This window comes from Kordia periserrulae (assembly GCF_003054265.1).
Lineage (GTDB): Bacteria > Bacteroidota > Bacteroidia > Flavobacteriales > Flavobacteriaceae > Kordia > Kordia periserrulae.
This window is the reverse complement of sequence record NZ_QBKT01000006.1, coordinates 358,983-375,575: the sequence shown is the minus strand read 5'-3', so window position 1 is coordinate 375,575 and position 16,593 is coordinate 358,983. Positions and strand designations below refer to the sequence as shown.

The 16,593-nt window shown below is 34.9% G+C and carries 16 protein-coding genes; 4 read left to right on the top strand and 12 right to left on the bottom strand.

The features are described from left to right. The 8 genes from C8N46_RS14405 to C8N46_RS14370 form a co-directional block, all read right to left on the bottom strand. The coding region (locus tag C8N46_RS14405) for a hypothetical protein (protein WP_158269157.1) at positions 1 to 676 on the bottom strand (676 nt) is incomplete at its 3' end. A gap of 175 nt (positions 677 to 851) precedes the next feature. Then, entirely contained in the window at positions 852 to 2,369 is a 1,518-nt protein-coding gene (locus C8N46_RS14400; RefSeq protein ID WP_146169830.1) for a restriction endonuclease subunit S domain-containing protein, read from the bottom strand. Position 2,370: 1 nt separating this feature from the next. Further along, positions 2,371 to 4,491 carry an HsdM family class I SAM-dependent methyltransferase gene (locus tag C8N46_RS14395; RefSeq protein ID WP_108115602.1) on the bottom strand — a complete coding sequence of 707 codons (2,121 nt, stop codon included), beginning with the start codon at positions 4,489 to 4,491 and terminating at the stop codon, positions 2,371 to 2,373. A gap of 159 nt (positions 4,492 to 4,650) precedes the next feature. Further along, a complete protein-coding gene (locus C8N46_RS14390; RefSeq protein WP_108115601.1) occupies positions 4,651 to 4,863 on the bottom strand; it encodes a hypothetical protein in 213 nt (70 codons plus the stop codon). Positions 4,864 to 5,145: 282 nt separating this feature from the next. Further along, positions 5,146 to 6,795 (bottom strand): hypothetical protein, encoded by a 1,650-nt coding sequence (locus tag C8N46_RS14380; RefSeq protein ID WP_146169829.1) that lies wholly within the window; start codon positions 6,793 to 6,795, stop codon positions 5,146 to 5,148. Then, positions 6,779 to 7,126, bottom strand: coding sequence for a hypothetical protein (locus tag C8N46_RS14375; protein ID WP_108115598.1), 348 nt, complete (start codon positions 7,124 to 7,126; stop codon positions 6,779 to 6,781). The genes C8N46_RS14380 and C8N46_RS14375 overlap by 17 nt, the downstream gene beginning before the upstream one ends. A 72-nt stretch (positions 7,127 to 7,198) precedes the next feature. After that, positions 7,199 to 7,366: a hypothetical protein gene (locus tag C8N46_RS20535; RefSeq protein ID WP_158269156.1), complete on the bottom strand. Its 168-nt coding sequence runs from the start codon at positions 7,364 to 7,366 to the stop codon at positions 7,199 to 7,201. A 98-nt stretch (positions 7,367 to 7,464) separates the two neighbouring features. Continuing rightward, entirely contained in the window at positions 7,465 to 7,668 is a 204-nt protein-coding gene (locus C8N46_RS14370) for a hypothetical protein (protein WP_108115597.1), read from the bottom strand. A 258-nt stretch (positions 7,669 to 7,926) separates the two neighbouring features. Here C8N46_RS14370 and C8N46_RS14365 point away from each other — a divergent pair, with 258 nt between their 5' ends. Continuing rightward, a complete protein-coding gene (locus C8N46_RS14365) occupies positions 7,927 to 8,328 on the top strand; it encodes a hypothetical protein (RefSeq protein ID WP_108115596.1) in 402 nt (133 codons plus the stop codon). 17 nt (positions 8,329 to 8,345) lie between these two features. Here the strand turns inward: C8N46_RS14365 and C8N46_RS14360 are convergent, their stop codons facing one another. The 3 genes from C8N46_RS14360 to C8N46_RS14350 form a co-directional block, all read right to left on the bottom strand. Then, the gene (locus tag C8N46_RS14360) at positions 8,346 to 8,552 is read right to left on the bottom strand and encodes a hypothetical protein (RefSeq protein WP_108115595.1); all 207 of its coding nucleotides are present in this window, start codon (positions 8,550 to 8,552) and stop codon (positions 8,346 to 8,348) included. Positions 8,553 to 8,778: 226 nt separating this feature from the next. Continuing rightward, positions 8,779 to 10,116: a tyrosine-type recombinase/integrase gene (locus C8N46_RS14355; protein ID WP_108115594.1), complete on the bottom strand. Its 1,338-nt coding sequence runs from the start codon at positions 10,114 to 10,116 to the stop codon at positions 8,779 to 8,781. A gap of 115 nt (positions 10,117 to 10,231) precedes the next feature. After that, positions 10,232 to 12,076, bottom strand: a complete 1,845-nt coding sequence (locus tag C8N46_RS14350; RefSeq protein ID WP_108115593.1) for a PLP-dependent aminotransferase family protein — start codon at positions 12,074 to 12,076, stop codon at positions 10,232 to 10,234. A 268-nt stretch (positions 12,077 to 12,344) separates the two neighbouring features. On the opposite strand from C8N46_RS14350, the gene C8N46_RS14345 reads away from it, so the two are divergent. The 3 genes from C8N46_RS14345 to C8N46_RS14335 are packed head-to-tail and all read left to right on the top strand — an operon-like array spanning position 12,345 to position 14,733. Then, positions 12,345 to 12,695 (top strand): arsenate reductase family protein, encoded by a 351-nt coding sequence (locus tag C8N46_RS14345; protein ID WP_108115592.1) that lies wholly within the window; start codon positions 12,345 to 12,347, stop codon positions 12,693 to 12,695. Then, positions 12,695 to 13,594, top strand: a complete 900-nt coding sequence (locus tag C8N46_RS14340; protein WP_108115591.1) for a DMT family transporter — start codon at positions 12,695 to 12,697, stop codon at positions 13,592 to 13,594. The genes C8N46_RS14345 and C8N46_RS14340 overlap by 1 nt, the downstream gene beginning before the upstream one ends. Beyond that, entirely contained in the window at positions 13,591 to 14,733 is a 1,143-nt protein-coding gene (locus tag C8N46_RS14335) for a hypothetical protein (protein WP_108115590.1), read from the top strand. Before C8N46_RS14340 ends, C8N46_RS14335 begins: the two co-directional genes overlap by 4 nt. A gap of 273 nt (positions 14,734 to 15,006) precedes the next feature. Here C8N46_RS14335 and C8N46_RS14330 read toward each other — a convergent pair whose 3' ends face one another. Continuing rightward, on the bottom strand, positions 15,007 to 16,584 hold the full coding sequence (locus C8N46_RS14330; protein ID WP_108115589.1) for an NADP-dependent glyceraldehyde-3-phosphate dehydrogenase: 1,578 nt from the start codon (positions 16,582 to 16,584) through the stop codon (positions 15,007 to 15,009). Positions 16,585 to 16,593 lie beyond the last annotated feature (9 nt).

Here is a 16,593-nt window from a genome sequence, read left to right as displayed (position 1 = left end):
GTCCTGTATAGGCTGCTGCAAGTCCGACAGATTGCGGCTGATAGGATTCAGTGTGACCACCACAACCGCACGATGGCGCGGAGAGTCCGACATAGAGTAAGTTTGCTTCTTCCATATAGATATCGTGTTTTTGTAAGTATGGTAATTCAGATAGGGAATTGATAGTGCCATCAATGACATGATAGCCGTTTTTTAAGCTGCCACTTTTTTGGTTTTTGGGTACAATGACATATACATGCGTGTATAGTTTTGGATAGTAGTCCGCCTGTTTGATGCGTCTTAGGTAATGCTTGATGCCTAGATTGAGTAGAATTGTAGATGCATTCAGCGAAAAGCTTTTACAGTCATTGCCCTCAAAGCGGGTTGCCCACATACAATTGGGTGCTTTAAGGCGTTGCAGTTCTTTGTCTAATTCGTATTGAAAGTGATGGTATAAAAAAGAGTGAATGCGGCTACATGTTTCTGACAGCGAAAAACCTGAAAAAACTGCCTTTGCAATACCAGCCGATTCACTCTTGTGTTTTGTAGCCCAACTAGCAATGGTTTTCATGCCATGAGCCGTTGTGCCTTTGCCTAGAAAATCACGACTGCAATTCGATGGCGCGTAGTAGTTGTCGAAAGCTTCTCCCGAAGCTACTTCGCGTTTTAATGAAGTATTGATGTGATTTCTTGACATTGTTGCTGCTTGTTGCAACTTGTTGCGTTTTGTTGCAAACTGTTGCGTTTTGTTGCAGCTAAATTGTCAAGAATTAATATGGGTGTGGACGGATTGTGTCGGGTAGGGACGGATTGGGTTTGATAATGATATATTTAGTAATCTTCTTTTTTAAAATTAAATATTAAACGAACTTTTAAAGATAATTAAAGTCTATTTCTATATCATTATCATTTACTATTTGGTCTATTACTTTGTTTAATTTTTCTTTGATTGCTTTAACTGATTTGTCTAATTCATAAATTCCAGCTTCTTCATTAAAAGCATTGTCTAAATCTAAATAGTTATCTAAAGTTGCTTTTTGAGTATTGTTTATAGCGTTTGGATTAAAATAGAGCTTAGCAAGTTCTTTTTGTTTGTTAACATCAAATTTTGGAAAAGGTATATAATGCCAATATTTTTGAGCCAAACTACCTCCATTACCTCCTACAGCAAATAGGTCAATAATTTTATTATCTCTTAAATAATCTAAAAAGCACTTTACGAAAATTGCTTTAGTCAAATCATTTTCTTCTTGTTGTATTGTAATACCATGAATATTTGTAATAGTTCTTTCTTTTTCTTCTACAATTACAATTGAACGCCCCTTTTCAAACCCTTCTGCCCCAAATATCAAATCACCTTGTTTAAGTGTTTTCAATTCTTTAGCATTACCAATAAACTCTTTTGCATCAACTGTGCCATATTTTGATAAATGTTTTGGGAGCATAAGTGTATAAAAGTCTTCAAAGTGTTTATTTGAGTAGATACTTTTTCCAATATTAGAAACTTGCAAATTCTGACCTCTTGATAAAGAGAATCCCAAATCAAAAATTGATTGAAAACCATTTTTGTAATTTTTAATTGAAAAATCAATTTTTTTGAAATCCTCACGATATAAATTGGTATCCATTCTTTCAATACTGTTAATTTCGTTATATGTTGGATATTTGAAATTAAAAGTATTTGACTTTTGATTGATTATTAGTTCGTTATGAATTAATTTTAGAATGGAATCATGTCTGTTTCGAATTAATTTTTCTTTGTTGATTATGGATTGAGTTAAAAAAGAAATGTATTTAATTAACTTTGAATCTGATAGTTCTGGAATAAAAGTATTTTTTCTCTCTTTTGTACCAGTATTTTTTTGAATACCTCCTCTGCCGAGCCATTGCTCTTTAAAAAATAAAGATTTAGTGAATCCATAGAAATAAAAATATAAGTCCTTTTCTTTTTTATTGATAGCTTTAAATGCACTTATACGTTGGTTTAAAAAAGCATTGAACGAATTGTCAAAATATGATGAAATATCCATTTCTAAATTAGAGCCACCTGTTAATGAAATTAATATATACTCCTCATCTAATAAGTATTTTTTTTTATTCTGGATATAAGAATTAGGTAAATATTCAAATTTTTGTCCTTCAATTATTAGCCACGCATTATCATTAACATTACTAATCTGTATTAGCTTTGTCTTGTTTTGTAAATCTTTATGTCTTGTAACATATTCACGTGAAGGAAATGCAAAACCATCAAATGAAGTGAATCTATCTAAAAGATTTGAATATTTTGATTTAAGTACATCTATTTTTTTGTTAAATTCAATCCACTTAAATGAATCGTTAGAAAGGATATAATCATTCGAAATAATATCGTCAAATTTGATGTTCATTTTACTTGATTTTTGTAAATAAATCTTGTACAGCTTTTTCTTGTGAATTACACCATTTTTTAAAATCAACTACAGTTTCTGAAAAATCTTCATCTAAAAGTACACGTCCTTCATCGTCAATTACAGTTTCAAAAGTTTTGTAGTCAATTTTATATGTTGGTTCAAAGTACTTAACTCTCTTTTTAGTTTTCACTTCATAGCCTACTTTTTGAATGTTTTTAAAGAAAACTTCATAATTTCTATCCTGTAGTTTTTTTAATTCTTTAGGATTTGGTTTGTAGGCAACAATAATTGAAGTATTTACTCCGGTTTCGGCAAATACATTGGAAGGTAAGTCAAAAATTGCAACAATTCTCATTTTACTCATTAACCATTCTCTAGTTCTTTTGTGAGAATCAATTGAAGCAATTGAATTTGATAGCACAATACCCATTCTCCCATTTTCTTTAAGGATTTGATAAGCATTTTCAAGAAATACTACACCTAAATCAATTTTTTTACCTCCATAGGCTTCCCAAAGTTCATAGCACTCAATAACATCTCTATCTTTTTGGTCTTTTGGTTCATAAGCTCTATCATCTCCAAACGGTGGGTTCGTTAAAACAACATCAAATTTTTTTAATTTCTTGTCATCAGGTCTATTGTCCCAATCTCCTTTTTTATTCATTGATGGAATTAGCTCAATTAAATCTCCTTTGTTATCAAATTTAGTTAATAAAGAACCATAACCTGGTTTTGCTTTTATTTTAGCATTACCATCACCATTTAATAACATATTTAACGTAGCGAGCATTACCATTTGCTCATCTATGTCTAAACCAAAAATATTGTTATCGTCTAATTTACTGTTTGAATTTACATAAGAAACGGAAAGGAAGTCTGCAATACCTACTGTTGGGTCAATTACGGTTTCACCATTTCTTGGGTTTACAATATTTACTAAGAAGTCAATTAAAGGAAGTGGTGTTACAAATTGTGCGTTTGAATCTTTAGCAAAAGGTGTAGCAAATTTGTAAAAAACAAGTTGATACAAGTCCGTTTTATGTGACCTTACAAAGGAATAGTCTTGAAATTGATAAATAACCTCAATTAATACTTTTATATGATTTTCATTTTTTATGTTTAAAGGATTTTCTTTTAAAATTCTATAGTATGTACCAGAAGCTTCCTCTCTTAAATCTATAATCCTTTTTATAAAAGTTTGTAAATCTGAATCCGCTAAACTGTCGTATGTTTTTTCTTCTGTAGTAATATAAAAGTCTAAATGCCTTTTAGGATTTTTCTCATTTTCTTTCTCGTCAAATATTTTTAACGAAAGGATTTGAATTAAAATTTCAAATCCTTTTTGATTAACCATACCTTGTTTATCCATAGTACGAAGGATAGAAGACATAGCATCATTAATTTGTGTTGACTGAACACCTGAAATAATATCTAAATCTGTGATTCCTCTTTTTGATCGGTTTAAATGCTTTGGGTTAGTCCATTCAATAAGTTGGTCAAAGTTTGGTAAGTTTAAATATGGGTCAGGTAAATGTAAGCTTAACTCTTTAGTCTTGCTTTTTTCTCCTTTTAAATTAAATTCATCACTAAATCTTACAGTTTTTCCTTGATGTTTTCTAAATAGATAAAGTCTTTCAGTGTCATATAAAATACCAATACTAAATTCTCTTTCGCTTTCTTTTAAGTAAGCCTTTAATTGTTTGTTCCAAACGGTTTCTACATCCTTATTATCTTCTTTCTTAAACTCTATTGTAACCAGTAAATGTTCTCGAAGCCAGTCAAGAGCATATACGTCTTTTTCTTTGTGGTACTTTTGATAATATTCAAACCAGTTTTCATCATCAAAAATTGCTCCATCAAGTTTTAATGCAGCCGAACTTTTATTTCCTTTTGGAAGATTTAATTCAGCCCCTATAAAATCTTTATTAAACATTCCAGAAAAAACTATCCCATAAAAGAATTGCCATTTATAATATTCCTCGTTTTTTTCTCCAGCTTTATTTTTTATTATTACTTTTTTTCCAAAAGTCAAATGCTCTGAGAGGAAGCAATCAAATTCTATTTTTTTTTCAAATTTTGAATCAAATTCTTGTTTTGATTGACTGAATGATTTTATCATTTTTTATGAGTTCTATATTTGATATTTTGTATAAAGCGTCTAAAATATTTTGTGAAAATAAAAATATTTTATTACATGGATAATCAAAAGCCACTTTTAAATTTTTTTACTTACGAAAAGTCTATAGTAAAGCTTATTTTCACATAACAAGAAAAGATATTATTTGACTACTTCAAACCCAAAATAATCAGCAACTTTTAAAGCTTCATGTGCTAATACCAATTTCTTCTTTTTGGCATCTTCAATGGATATGTTACGGCATTTGGAAATCGTTTCATTCGTTATTTCTCTAACATCCCTTCGAGAAATTCCATACAACAACCTACGAAGTTCAATTTTGCCCATCGTTTTAATTTGCTCTTTTTTAATCATAGCGTTTCGTTTTTCTTGAATTCAAATAATTTTGGTTTTCCTGATGCTTGGTTATCAAATACTTCAATTTTATGATACCGTCCTCGATGTAGCTTTGAAAGACGCGAAAGCATTTGTCTAGCCAATACCCTTTCATCTTTGTATTTCCGATCCTCAGCTTGAAAAGAATAGTAGACAGGGTTTTGTATGTTTCCTAGTTCGAAGTCCATTAAAAACACCATCCGTAGCCTAGAACAGTTCCCGCAGGCGTTTCGTGTTTTGCGTGTGCATTTACATAATTTATTAGCACTCATACAACTCAAATTCTTTATGTGTTAATGTATTTAGGATTCTCGGTACTTCCGATACAAAATAGTTCGGGATTCCTCTGTTGTGTTCGATATAATGATACACTTGTGGCAGCGTGAATTCACCCTTGATGTACTTTTTGATTTTCATGCGTACTTTTTCCACTGCGGTCATGGTTCTACGTCTTGCTCCAGCTTTGGTTGTATTTTGTTGGCGTCTTGTCACCCGCATATCTTGATACTTTTGATATTGTTTAAGCCATTCCACTGTATAGGCAAATCCGCCCTCACTAGCTCGCTTTCGTGTGCTATCGAAGTAGATACAAGGGAAATGGATTTGATACTCTTTTTTACGCCTAAAAAAGCGTTTAGCGCGGTTGATTCTGTAGATGAGCAGTCCAAACATGTACAACAAGGTTTCCTTTCGCGGAATGCTCCCGTTGGGATTCCGCAAATATTCATCATCGATTTGTACGAGCGCATTGTGCCAGCTACCGTAATACACCTCTTTGTCTTTCCATATCGGCGCTGCTATTTTTACAAAGAGTTGCAGAAGCAGTTCTCGAAACTCCTCTTTGGATAACACGCCATCGGTGGATTCGGTTTCTAATCGCCTGTGCATCTGCTCAGAAGCGTAGCTGTAGGTGTCATAGTGATGTTCGGTGAGTGCTTGTAATAACTCTGGGCGGTAGTAAATTTTCCCCCGCAAATACTCTGACAACTCATTTTTTGGGAAATTTTCGCGCGCCCCTAGTTTGCCTGCGTTGTGATTGGAAATTTTTAAGTCATCATCCTTAGTGGAGTTCTTGTAAGAGTTCCTGTTTTTGCCATCGGCAAAAGAATGAACTTCCGCTTTTCGGGAATGGTTATCAACATTCCCTACTTTTTTTCTCTTTTCTTTAGTAAGAGTTCTTGTATCTACACTAAGTAGCCATAATTCTTGTGGTTTAGATTGGCTAACTTGTTGATTTTCAGTATCGGCATTTCCCTTGTCGCGAAAGACAAAAATCGCTTCATTGATAAAGTAATTCACAGGCTTATCTCTCCCACAAGACTCGTACTGCTCAAAAATTCCTGCCTTGTACAATCGCTTGATGTGATTGCGAATCGTATTTCGACAATACAGCACTCTTGGTACGCCATCTTTTGTAAAATTAGCGATTTCATAAGAGTTGGTATGTACTTTTGGAAAGGCAACCCTTGCATCACTGGATAAGAGTTGGAGTTGTTTTCTAAGCTTTCTAAGCTGCTGACTATAAAGCCATAGAATCACTTCAAAAGTGCCTTCATGCTGTTGTCTTATGGGTAAGTAGGTTTCTTTGTAGAGTAATAACATGGAATCGGTATTAAGATTTCCCACAAGCTTGTTATATTCAGAAGTAGAAAGCTTGCTGTTTGTAATTCCGCCTGTTTTTTGCTTTTTAAACTTGGATGTAAATGTCAAGGCTTGTGCTTCCAATCCATGTTCAGCAATAAAAGCAGCTACGCGTTTGTTGTATTGCTTCACTTCTTTATTACGTTTTGCAAGCTTTGCATTAAACTCATTGACATAGATACGATAGCGTTGCATCGTTTCTACCTTGTCTTCACTTAAAAAGTAAGGACATCTGATATGGGATGGTCTGTACTTATTTATTAATCGCATTTAGTTTACATTTTACAGTTAGATAATCATAGTGTGTTCCAAACTGATACGAATTTTCAATGGTGTCATGTTCGATATCTTTGATAGATAGGATGAGGGCATAAAAAGAATTCATGCGCATGAGTTTGATGGTTTCATCATCGGTTTTTGAAACATTTATAAGGAATTCAAGATGGTCTTGGTATCTATTAATGAGAATATCAAAGAATGCAGGAATAAATAGGAAGGAATGAAAGAATAATAGTTCTTGCATTGAAAATCCATAAGAATCGTAATGGTTCATATACAAAATGGCGGATGCATTGGGTATTTCGATTTGATGCAGGTACATACTAGATAGGGTATTAGAAAAACCAAAGGCATTTTAAAAACACCTTTGGTTTAAGAATTGATGAAATAATCATCATCCTTCAGTGGCTTGTGTTAACTCCTTATTACTTACGATTTGACCGCTATACAATTGGATAAATCCTTTTCGTGTCATACCGTTGGCTAGTTTTCCAAATCCTTTGTAATCTCTGATTGCATCTGTAATGCTCAATCTGATTTTTTTTCGTCGTGTGGTTGCCATTATCTTTTTTAAGTTTTAATTAGAAGTGAGCCAAAACAAGTAAACCGAATCCCCAAACAGTTTTAAACCATGTTTTAAGCCCACTTCTGTTTTTATTACTAACTAACACTTCCTTTTTTCGTTCCAAATACATTGGCTCTTAAAAACTCTTCAGCAGCCGTATCTGTAATTGGTTTGCTTTTTTTTACTGTCTTTTGTTTGTGTGTTTTGATTGCTGGGGAAATACCAAGTAACTTGTACAGCTTGGGCAGTTCCTCTTTGGGAAGTGCTTGAATCACATGATATACAGTTACAGCGGTCATTTTTTTTATGCAATTGAATAAACAGTTCTAAAGTTCAAATGTTAAATAACCTCTATTTACGTAGGATAAATCCTAAAAAAAGAGTGATATCTCATTTATATTGCTATATTTGTGTTGTATTTATGGCGAAAAATGATGTCGTGAATACAGTGCAATACATATTTTGAACATAAAAATGAAAATATTTCTTCAAATATAACCATTTTATGTTCAAAATATTGTTTGTTTTAACATTTTTTTACTAAAAATCCCTGAAAAATGACCTATACCCAAGCGTTAGAGTATGTACTGCGTAAAGGCTACACAGCATATCACATCAGTAAAAAGTCTGCACTGACCATCTCGACCATCAATAGAATGTTGGAACAAAAAACACAGCCACAAGAGAAAAATAAAATCGCGCTGATTGAGTTTGTCAAAGAAGATATTGAAGTTACCAAAGAAGATGATACCGATGTATTTTTGGATAGATTGGAAGAAGAGGTTCAGCAGAATTGGGAAGCTTTAAAACAGCGAGAATCGTTTCGAAAGTTAGTTTTAATCGAAGTACTAAAGGTGATGATTAAGGCACAACAGGGCAGTGAAAAAGAAACTACCGACTTAAAAGAATTGATACAAAATGTAGATGTCAGTGCTATTTCCAGTGACTTAATCAAGTAAATGGAAACACACTTTTTTTAATCTTTCAACTCTTCTTTAATTATACGTATGATTTCTTTGGGAGAAATACTTTTGGTAGTATCCAGCTTTGAAAGTAGTTCTTGTATTTCTTGGTCTTTTTCGGCTTCTCTTTTTTCTTTTTCTAGCTTTTCAATAAATGCTTCTAGTAATCTGTCTATAAAAGGTGGGTGCTGATAATAGTCCTGCTCTTTTTCATGCTTCATTTTAACAATCTCTCGGTTTTAATGTTATACAATTTTAGTAATAGCGGGGAATCTATTTGTACTAATGGTACTCACAAAGTTACGATAAAGCTTTGTCTTTTCTCACTGCAATTAACTAGGTTACGCCTTAGTTTATTGTTAATCACAATTAAAAAAATGTTAAAGGGGATTTTTCCTTGAGAACTTACAACAAAAACCCCCTTATTTATCTTACAGTTCTTTTAATTTAAAACTCGATGGTGTACATATCGCCATAATCTTTTGGAAGTGTTGCACCAATCTCACGCAAGTAATTCTTTAATCCTGCCTTTGATTTGTGACGGGTAATTTGCATGAGTTTCATCAGTGCTTCTTCTTCAGAGTTTCCTTCTGATAATAGATGGTTGTATAAATTGGTCGCTGCGGTGTGTCGTGTAGAATACAAGGTGTAATCTGCACCTAATCCCAACGCTTTTTTCACCTTTCTAAATCGTGCTGCAAAATGCTTGGTTTTGGTGTTCTCGTCAATATCCCATGCAAAAGGTTCATTTTTTCGCGTAATTAGATAATCAGTAGGTGCATACCTCTCTAGGTTCATACGGCGAATGATATTCTCTAATTCTCCAATGATGGGTACAACAGCCAGTGGCGATGTTTTAGAGCGTACATAAAGACGTTTAGCTTTTAAGTCAATGTCTTTTACTTGAAGTCTGCACACCTCAATATTACGCAAAAAAGCATAGGACATAAACTGCATAAATACACGCAAGTACGGGTCGTTCTTATCAAGGTATTCTCTGATGGCAATGATTTGTTCTTTGGAAAAAGGTTTGTTCTTTTTAGGCTTGGTTTTGACGTTCTTTATCTTTTCCACAAAATTGTACGGAATAATCTCATCATCTTCCAATTGAGAAAATAAAATAGATAAGGTCGCTTTGTAGTTATTTTTTGTTTTTGGAGAAACTACCTCAATAGGAGCATTTGCAAGTTTTTCCTTTTTGGTTTGTGATTTTTTAAGCGTGTTTAAAAACAGACTCACATCACGTTTTTTAAGTTCGCTGATATCAAGCGATGATAATTTGTTGCCTTCAAGCCACTGCATAAACTTATTGTAATGCCCTGTAAAGGTAGAAGCAGTTCTTTTTGACCAGCTAGGCTGCTTTTGAGCAAGAGCGAATTCCATCGCTTGTTTTACTGTATAGCTTTGATGTTGACTTTGAACGCGCTTATTGGATTGCTTTTTTGTAGACGCTGCTTTAGATTCTTCTGCCAATCGTTTATCGGTTTCCCTTGCATCCTCAAAAGGACTGTAGCCTTCTTTGAGCATTCGGTGTAGAACTTTACGGATGGTGGATAAGTACGATAGCCTATCGGTTTTGTTTTTCAGTTTGTTGGCTTCTCCGTAAATTGGGGGCTGCCTTTCTAATTTTCCCGTTGCAGGATTTCGGTACGAGAAATACACGTACCAACGTTTAGAAAGGTCGCCTTTTCCTGTGTAGATTTTCGGTTCTGAAAATTGCTTTAATTTTTTCAAATCGTATGCAGTTTCGTATTCATTTTTTTTAATTAACTCTAAAATATGCATAAAATTGTGCTTTAAATAGAGCTGAATACAAAGTAAATACACGAATTGTACCCTAAAATGCTTAAAATCGTACTTTTCTAAATAGTGCGGGTTTCAAACTCGCACTAACACTTTTTTATATTTCTTCTTTTACAAAATCAGCAAACACTTGTTTGTGCAATTCCAAATCCATGTTTGGAGATAAGGCTACACGCGCAATATAATCTTTGTCGCCTTCTTTGGTCGTTCCTTGTGTGGAAGTTGCTGGAATCGTCCAATAGCAACCTTGTAACTGACCATAACTCACACAATATTTGCTCTCATCAGGAATTTCGGTAATCATCTTATGGATGAGTTTGTGATTGAGTTTTCGCTTGTACGTTTCGCGTTCTTCTTCTGTTGCTCCTTTTGTGGGAAGATCTAACGAAAATACCGAAGGTGTAAATCCTTCTGCCGCTAATTCCTCAGAAACAAAATTGATTTTTGCGGCAGGCAATACTTCTTCAATAAAATTAACAAACGCGCGCGTATTGGTATATGCATCCGCAATTCGTTGAATCATGGAAGGCATTTGTTGTGCTAAAATTTCATATTGTAATGGCGTAGCTTCGTTATCGCAAAGTGTTAAGTGTTTTTCTATCTTTTCTAACAAACTTGCCGCTTTTTCATTTCCAATACAGTATCCCGCCGTACACAAACCGCCACTTGGAAATTTGGAACCGCTCGAATAGGAAATCGCGCGAACGGTTGACAATGTTTTTCCTTCACCTAAAAAGTGAACATTTGGACAAAAGGTTTGATCTAAAATAAATACAGGCTCAATAGCTGTTTCGCCAGAAGCTGTCGTGCGTTTTTTGTGTAATGTTTCTTTCAACGCTTGCAAATCGGGAACTTCTACGCGTGGATTTGTCGGAATTTCTGCAATGATATACGGAATCGCATCTTCACTGGCAATATGATCTAAAACAGTATTCAGACTTTTCACCATATCGTTGTCGCCATCTACTAATAAATCAACAATTTCAACGTTTTCCAAACAAGCTGCTACGCGTCGCGCTTGGTCGTTTGTGCCGCCGTAACAGTTCGTTGGCACGATAAATTTAATAGCTTTTTCAGGATGATTTTCAAGTGCATCATCAATCAATCCCATCATAATGGCATATTGAATCGACAATCCGCTAGAGCCTACTAAGGCTTTTGTGTTGACATCATTAATTTGTTGAATCGTTTCTGCAACCAACTTTTTATCAGCAGTCACATGATATGATTTTTCTCCAGAAGATTCTCCAACAATTTCTTCCAAAGCTATCAAACAATTTGCCGGTGTCATAGAAACCGTTTCACGCCTACGCACATGCTGAATTTCAGAAACATAACTTTCATCTTGCTCGTTATTGGCAATCAACACACTTCCTAAGTTAGAATGTATGTTTACGATAAAGTCAATATTTTTGGCAAACTCAACTGATTCAATTTTATCTTTTTGAGTCACCAAAACGGTGCTTCCGTCAAATGCAGAAACTTCTTCTAGAGAATTCACATGTTGCAATTCAAACTCATATCCATACACACGTTTGATGGTTTCCGCATCAAAAACAGTTGGCAATTCGTCTGTGTAGACAATGCGTGTTTTTGTATTTGACAACAGATTTTTTCGTAAAATCGCCATTACAGGAACCGTATCCGATTGAAAACTGATGACATGTTCAGGTTTCAAACCATTCAATTTTGCAATCGTCCATTCCAACACACATGACAACGGATGCCCAAGTCGAATATAATCGTAGGCTGTTGGCAATTCGTTGAGTGTGTGTGCTGAAAAATCGTTGGCTAAGTATAAATTTTCAAACTGTTCTAAAAATTCAACTTTTGCCAGTTTTTCGGTATAAATATCAAGTCGATGCGTGGTTAATCGCGTCCAATTGGAAGGTTTGTTTCGTAAAACATTTTTTATAAACGTGAGCAATGTGTTGCTTTCCATAAAGTTTTTCTCCTAAATTTTAATGCTGGTAAATATACAGCTATTCGGTGTTTTTCAAAGTGTAATACGTCGTTTTAAAATTCAGATACTTTCAAAAAAATCGTTAAAGATTACTCGGTCAAATAACTAGGTTTTTAAAACGTTGAATCATGACTAAAATTGAGAGTATATATTTTAAATGCTAACATAAGTTACTTTAAAATTACACTTTTTACCCAAAATGAATTTTCTTTGCAAAAGTTATTAAACTCTTTTAAATCTGAATCTCGTGAAAAAAATTTATCATCTAAGCACGTGCAATACCTGTCAACGCATTTTAAAAGAATTGCAACCGTCGGAAGATGTGGTGTTGCAAGACATTAAATCATCAGCGATTACAGCGCAGCAATTGGAAGCAATGAAAGCACTTGCAGGAAGTTACGAAGCCTTGTTTAGCAAACGTGCACGCTTGTACAAAGAAAAAGAGTTAAAGAATCAAAACTTGACCGAAGACGATTTTAAAAAGTACATTTTAGAACACTACACGTTTTTGAAGCGACCAGTAATTTTGGTGGACGATCAAATTTTTATCGGTAATGCTGCTAAAACAGTTGCTGCAGCAAAAGAAGCTCTTGCTTAATGTTATCGAAACGATCTTTTGCCTTTATCGCCGCTTTTGCGGTTCAGGTGTTTTATGGCGTAACATTTACGTTTGCGTCTGATGTGATTAAAGGCGGTTATATACAACCGTTCGGATTTATTTTACTGCGTGTGGCTGGTGCTGGATTGCTATTTTGGTTGTTTAGCTTTTTAGGTCCAAAAGAGAAGATAGACCGCAAAGATTATAAAACGTTCTTTTTAGGCGCCATTTTCGGAATTGCCATCAACATGCTGTGTTTTTTCAAAGGTTTTGAATATACGACTCCGATTCACGCTTCCGTGATTATGGTTGTTGTCCCGATTATTGTACTGATTTTATCTGCGGTTTTTCTCAAAGAAAAAATCATTCCCACCAAAATCATTGGTATTGTATTAGGACTTTCAGGCGCAGTGATTTTAAGCATGTATGGAAAAGCTACGGCAGATTCTACCAATATTCCACTAGGAAACTTATTAGTGTTTATCAACGCAATTTCGTATAGTATTTACATCATTATCATCAAAAAACTGACCTACAAATACCATCCAATGACTTTTATTAAATGGTTGTTTTTATTTGGAACTTTCTTAGTATTGCCTTTCGGTGTTGAACAATTAAAAGCAGTAGATTGGTCAACGTTTTCTCCGTACATATTTTTTGAAGCCGGATTTGTAATTGTAGGCGCTACGTTTGCGACGTATTTACTAAATCCCTTGGCGTTGAGAGAATTGAAAGCATCCACCGTTACTACATTTTTGTACTTACAACCTGTAATTGCGGGAATTTTTGCCGTTATTGTAGGCAGTGATTCGCTCGATATGATTAAAATTGTCGCTGCTATTTTAATTTTTGCTGGCGTTTATCTGGTTACCCTAAATACAAATAAAGCACGCAGATGAGTTTCGCATCGCCCGTTTTTTATGACAATATCAAAGACATTCCTGTAGCGTATTGGGAACAATTGGGCTGTGGCAACAATACTTATTACACACCTGAGTTTTTACGCGCTTATGAACTTGCCAATGAGGATATTGTATTTCGGTATGTTGTCATTTTAAACGCTAAAAATGAAGCTGTTGCCTTTGCTGCAACGCAAGTAGTCACCATTTCTATAAAAACAATCACAAAAAATATCAAAATGTATACTGGTATTAAAACCATTATCAATCGGTTGTTTTGCAACAGTTCGCTGAGAATTATGTTTTGTGGAAATGTATTTTTAAGTGGCGAATACGGAACGTTTATTAAAAAAGAGGAAGATGTCAACGGGTTGTTTCACGAATTAGTGTCAGCCTTGCAAGGTTTGATGAAAAACACAAAACGATTGCACGGTGTTTTTGTGAAAGATTTTAAAGAAAGTTCACTACAACTTACCAATCAACTTAAAAACTACGGATTTGCCGCTATGAAAGTTGAACCGAATATGATTATTTCGCTACAACCCGAATGGACTTCGTTTGACGATTATAAAGACGCGCTCAAATCAAAATACAGAGTCAAAGCCAACAAAGCCGATAGCAAAAGTAAATCGCTCACGGTAAAAGATTTTAGCTTTCAAGAAGTAGACGCGTACAAAAGTGAATTGCAAGCCTTGTATGAAAACACCATTGCAAACGCCAATTTTAATGCGCAAGTGCTGGATTTGGACACCTATATTTTACTCAAAAAAACATTCGGAGAGCAGTTTATTGTAAAAGGATATTTTTTAGAGGATACACTTGTCGGTTTTTTATCTGCAATGAAAAATGGTGAAAATCTAGACGCACATTTTATCGGATTGAATTACGCATTGAACAAAACCTACGCCATTTATCCACGCATCTTAAACGATTATGTCCGTTTGGGAATTTTGTATGAAGCAAAACGCATCAACTTAGGAAGAACCGCTTCCGAAATTAAAAGCACACTCGGCGCTAAACCACAAGATTTAACCTGCTACATTCGTCACAAACGCCGTTTCCTAAACAGTTTGATACAACCTTTTATCAAAAACATTAAGATAAAGTCATTTAAAGAGCATTCGCCGTTTAAGGAGTAGATTTTTTAGACTTGTTTCGCTTTGCTTAATTCAAGATTTTTTTAATTTTTCAGAACTTGTCATTCCTGCGTAGGCAGGAATCCATTACTTAGATTTTTAGACATACTTCGCTGTTAGAATTTAGACCGTTTTGCTAAAACTCAATTCAAAATCCAACATTCAACATTTAGAATTAAAAGAACAATCTTAGCTTGTGCGAGTTTCAAAATCGAACAAAGAGCCATGAGCCAAGACAAATTAACGAATCAACAAAAAACAAAGAACAAAAAACCTTTAAAGAATATAATCCGTACTCACAAAATTAGAAGCGCGACTTTGCAACAACTCCGTTAAAATCGCATTGTTATAATCGTTGTCTTTGGAAGCCACAAAAGTTCGGATAGAAAACGAACGCAACGCATCATGCACACTTAAAGTTGCAACGGCAGAATCTTTTCGTCCCGTAAACGGGTATACGTCTGGTCCACGTTGACACGAACTGTTTAAATTCACACGACAGACTAAGTTTACCAGCGTATCAATCAGTGGTGCAAGCGTCTTGATATCTTTTCCAAACAAACTCACTTGCTGCCCGTAATTTGATTCCGCCATGTCGTCCAACGGTTGTTCAATATCTGAAAAGGACATTACCGGAATGACAGGTCCAAATTGCTCTTCTTGATACACACGCATGTTTTTCGTGACAGGATATAACACTGCTGGAAAAATATAATTTTCCGTAGTTTCGCCACCTTTCTTATTGATGATTTTTGCGCCTTTTTCCAACGCATCGTCAATCAGTTCTTGAATATAGGCTGGTTTATCGGGTTCTGGTAATGGTGTCAGTTTTGCACCTTCTTCCCAAGGATTTCCGAATTTCAACGCATCTACTTTTTCAGAGAATCGCTTGTTGAATTCATCAATAATATCTTCATGCACATACAACACTTTCAATGCCGTACAGCGTTGTCCGTTAAACGACGTCGTTCCAGCTATACATTCGCTAATTGCCAAGTCTAAATCGGCATCTTTTAATACAATCGCAGGATTTTTGGCTTCCAAACCTAATACCATTCGCAAACGGTTACTTTTTGGATGTACACTTTGCAAAGCATTGGCAGATTTACTATTCCCAATCAACGCCAACACATCTACACGACCATCTTTCATAATAGGAGAAGCCACGGTTCTTCCGCGTCCGTAAATGATATTGACCACACCTTTCGGGAAACTGTTTCGAAAAGCTTCTAACAATGGAGATAGTAATAACACACCAAATTTTGCAGGTTTAAAAATCGTGGTATTTCCCATGATAATCGCGGGAATCAATAACGCAAACGTTTCGTTGAGCGGATAATTATACGGTCCGAGACACAGCACCACACCTAATGGTCCACGACGAATATGCGCGTTGACACCATCGTGCTTTTCAAACTTGGCACTATCGCGATCCATTTGTGTATAATCTTCAATTGTATCGTAAATATATTCAACCGTTCTGTCAAATTCTTTTTCAGAGTCTGCTAAGTTTTTACCTATTTCCCACATGAGCAGTTTGACCACTTCTTCGCGCTTGGTTTTCATTTGCTCCACAAACTTTTCCATGCACGCAATTCGATCAACCACTTTCATCGTTGGCCACAATCCTTGTCCTTTATCATACGCTTTCACGGCAGAATTTAAAGCGTCTAAGGCTTCCGTTTCTCCTAAAGTTGGAATCGTTCCTAGTAAGGTTTTTTGATAGGTTGAAGTTGATGAAATGGTAGAATACACTTCTGAAGTTTGTCCTGTCCATTTTTTTAATTCGCCATCAACGAGATACGTGTCTTGTGTAATTGTTTCTTTAATCTGATACTTTTCGGGAATACTCATAAATTTTCT

What these genes read in the sequence shown, in the direction of transcription:
- C8N46_RS14400 (WP_146169830.1), bottom strand. Translation starts at nt 2,369, where the DNA reads ATGAACATCAAATTTGACGATATTATTTCGAATGATTATATCCTTTCT.
- C8N46_RS14395 (WP_108115602.1), bottom strand. Translation starts at nt 4,491, where the DNA reads ATGATAAAATCATTCAGTCAATCAAAACAAGAATTTGATTCAAAATTT.
- C8N46_RS14390 (WP_108115601.1), bottom strand. Translation starts at nt 4,863, where the DNA reads ATGATTAAAAAAGAGCAAATTAAAACGATGGGCAAAATTGAACTTCGT.
- C8N46_RS14380 (WP_146169829.1), bottom strand. Translation starts at nt 6,795, where the DNA reads ATGCGATTAATAAATAAGTACAGACCATCCCATATCAGATGTCCTTAC.
- C8N46_RS14375 (WP_108115598.1), bottom strand. Translation starts at nt 7,126, where the DNA reads ATGTACCTGCATCAAATCGAAATACCCAATGCATCCGCCATTTTGTAT.
- C8N46_RS20535 (WP_158269156.1), bottom strand. Translation starts at nt 7,366, where the DNA reads ATGGCAACCACACGACGAAAAAAAATCAGATTGAGCATTACAGATGCA.
- C8N46_RS14370 (WP_108115597.1), bottom strand. Translation starts at nt 7,668, where the DNA reads ATGACCGCTGTAACTGTATATCATGTGATTCAAGCACTTCCCAAAGAG.
- C8N46_RS14365 (WP_108115596.1), top strand. Translation starts at nt 7,927, where the DNA reads ATGACCTATACCCAAGCGTTAGAGTATGTACTGCGTAAAGGCTACACA.
- C8N46_RS14360 (WP_108115595.1), bottom strand. Translation starts at nt 8,552, where the DNA reads ATGAAGCATGAAAAAGAGCAGGACTATTATCAGCACCCACCTTTTATA.
- C8N46_RS14355 (WP_108115594.1), bottom strand. Translation starts at nt 10,116, where the DNA reads ATGCATATTTTAGAGTTAATTAAAAAAAATGAATACGAAACTGCATAC.
- C8N46_RS14350 (WP_108115593.1), bottom strand. Translation starts at nt 12,076, where the DNA reads ATGGAAAGCAACACATTGCTCACGTTTATAAAAAATGTTTTACGAAAC.
- C8N46_RS14340 (WP_108115591.1), top strand. Translation starts at nt 12,695, where the DNA reads ATGTTATCGAAACGATCTTTTGCCTTTATCGCCGCTTTTGCGGTTCAG.
- C8N46_RS14335 (WP_108115590.1), top strand. Translation starts at nt 13,591, where the DNA reads ATGAGTTTCGCATCGCCCGTTTTTTATGACAATATCAAAGACATTCCT.
- C8N46_RS14330 (WP_108115589.1), bottom strand. Translation starts at nt 16,584, where the DNA reads ATGAGTATTCCCGAAAAGTATCAGATTAAAGAAACAATTACACAAGAC.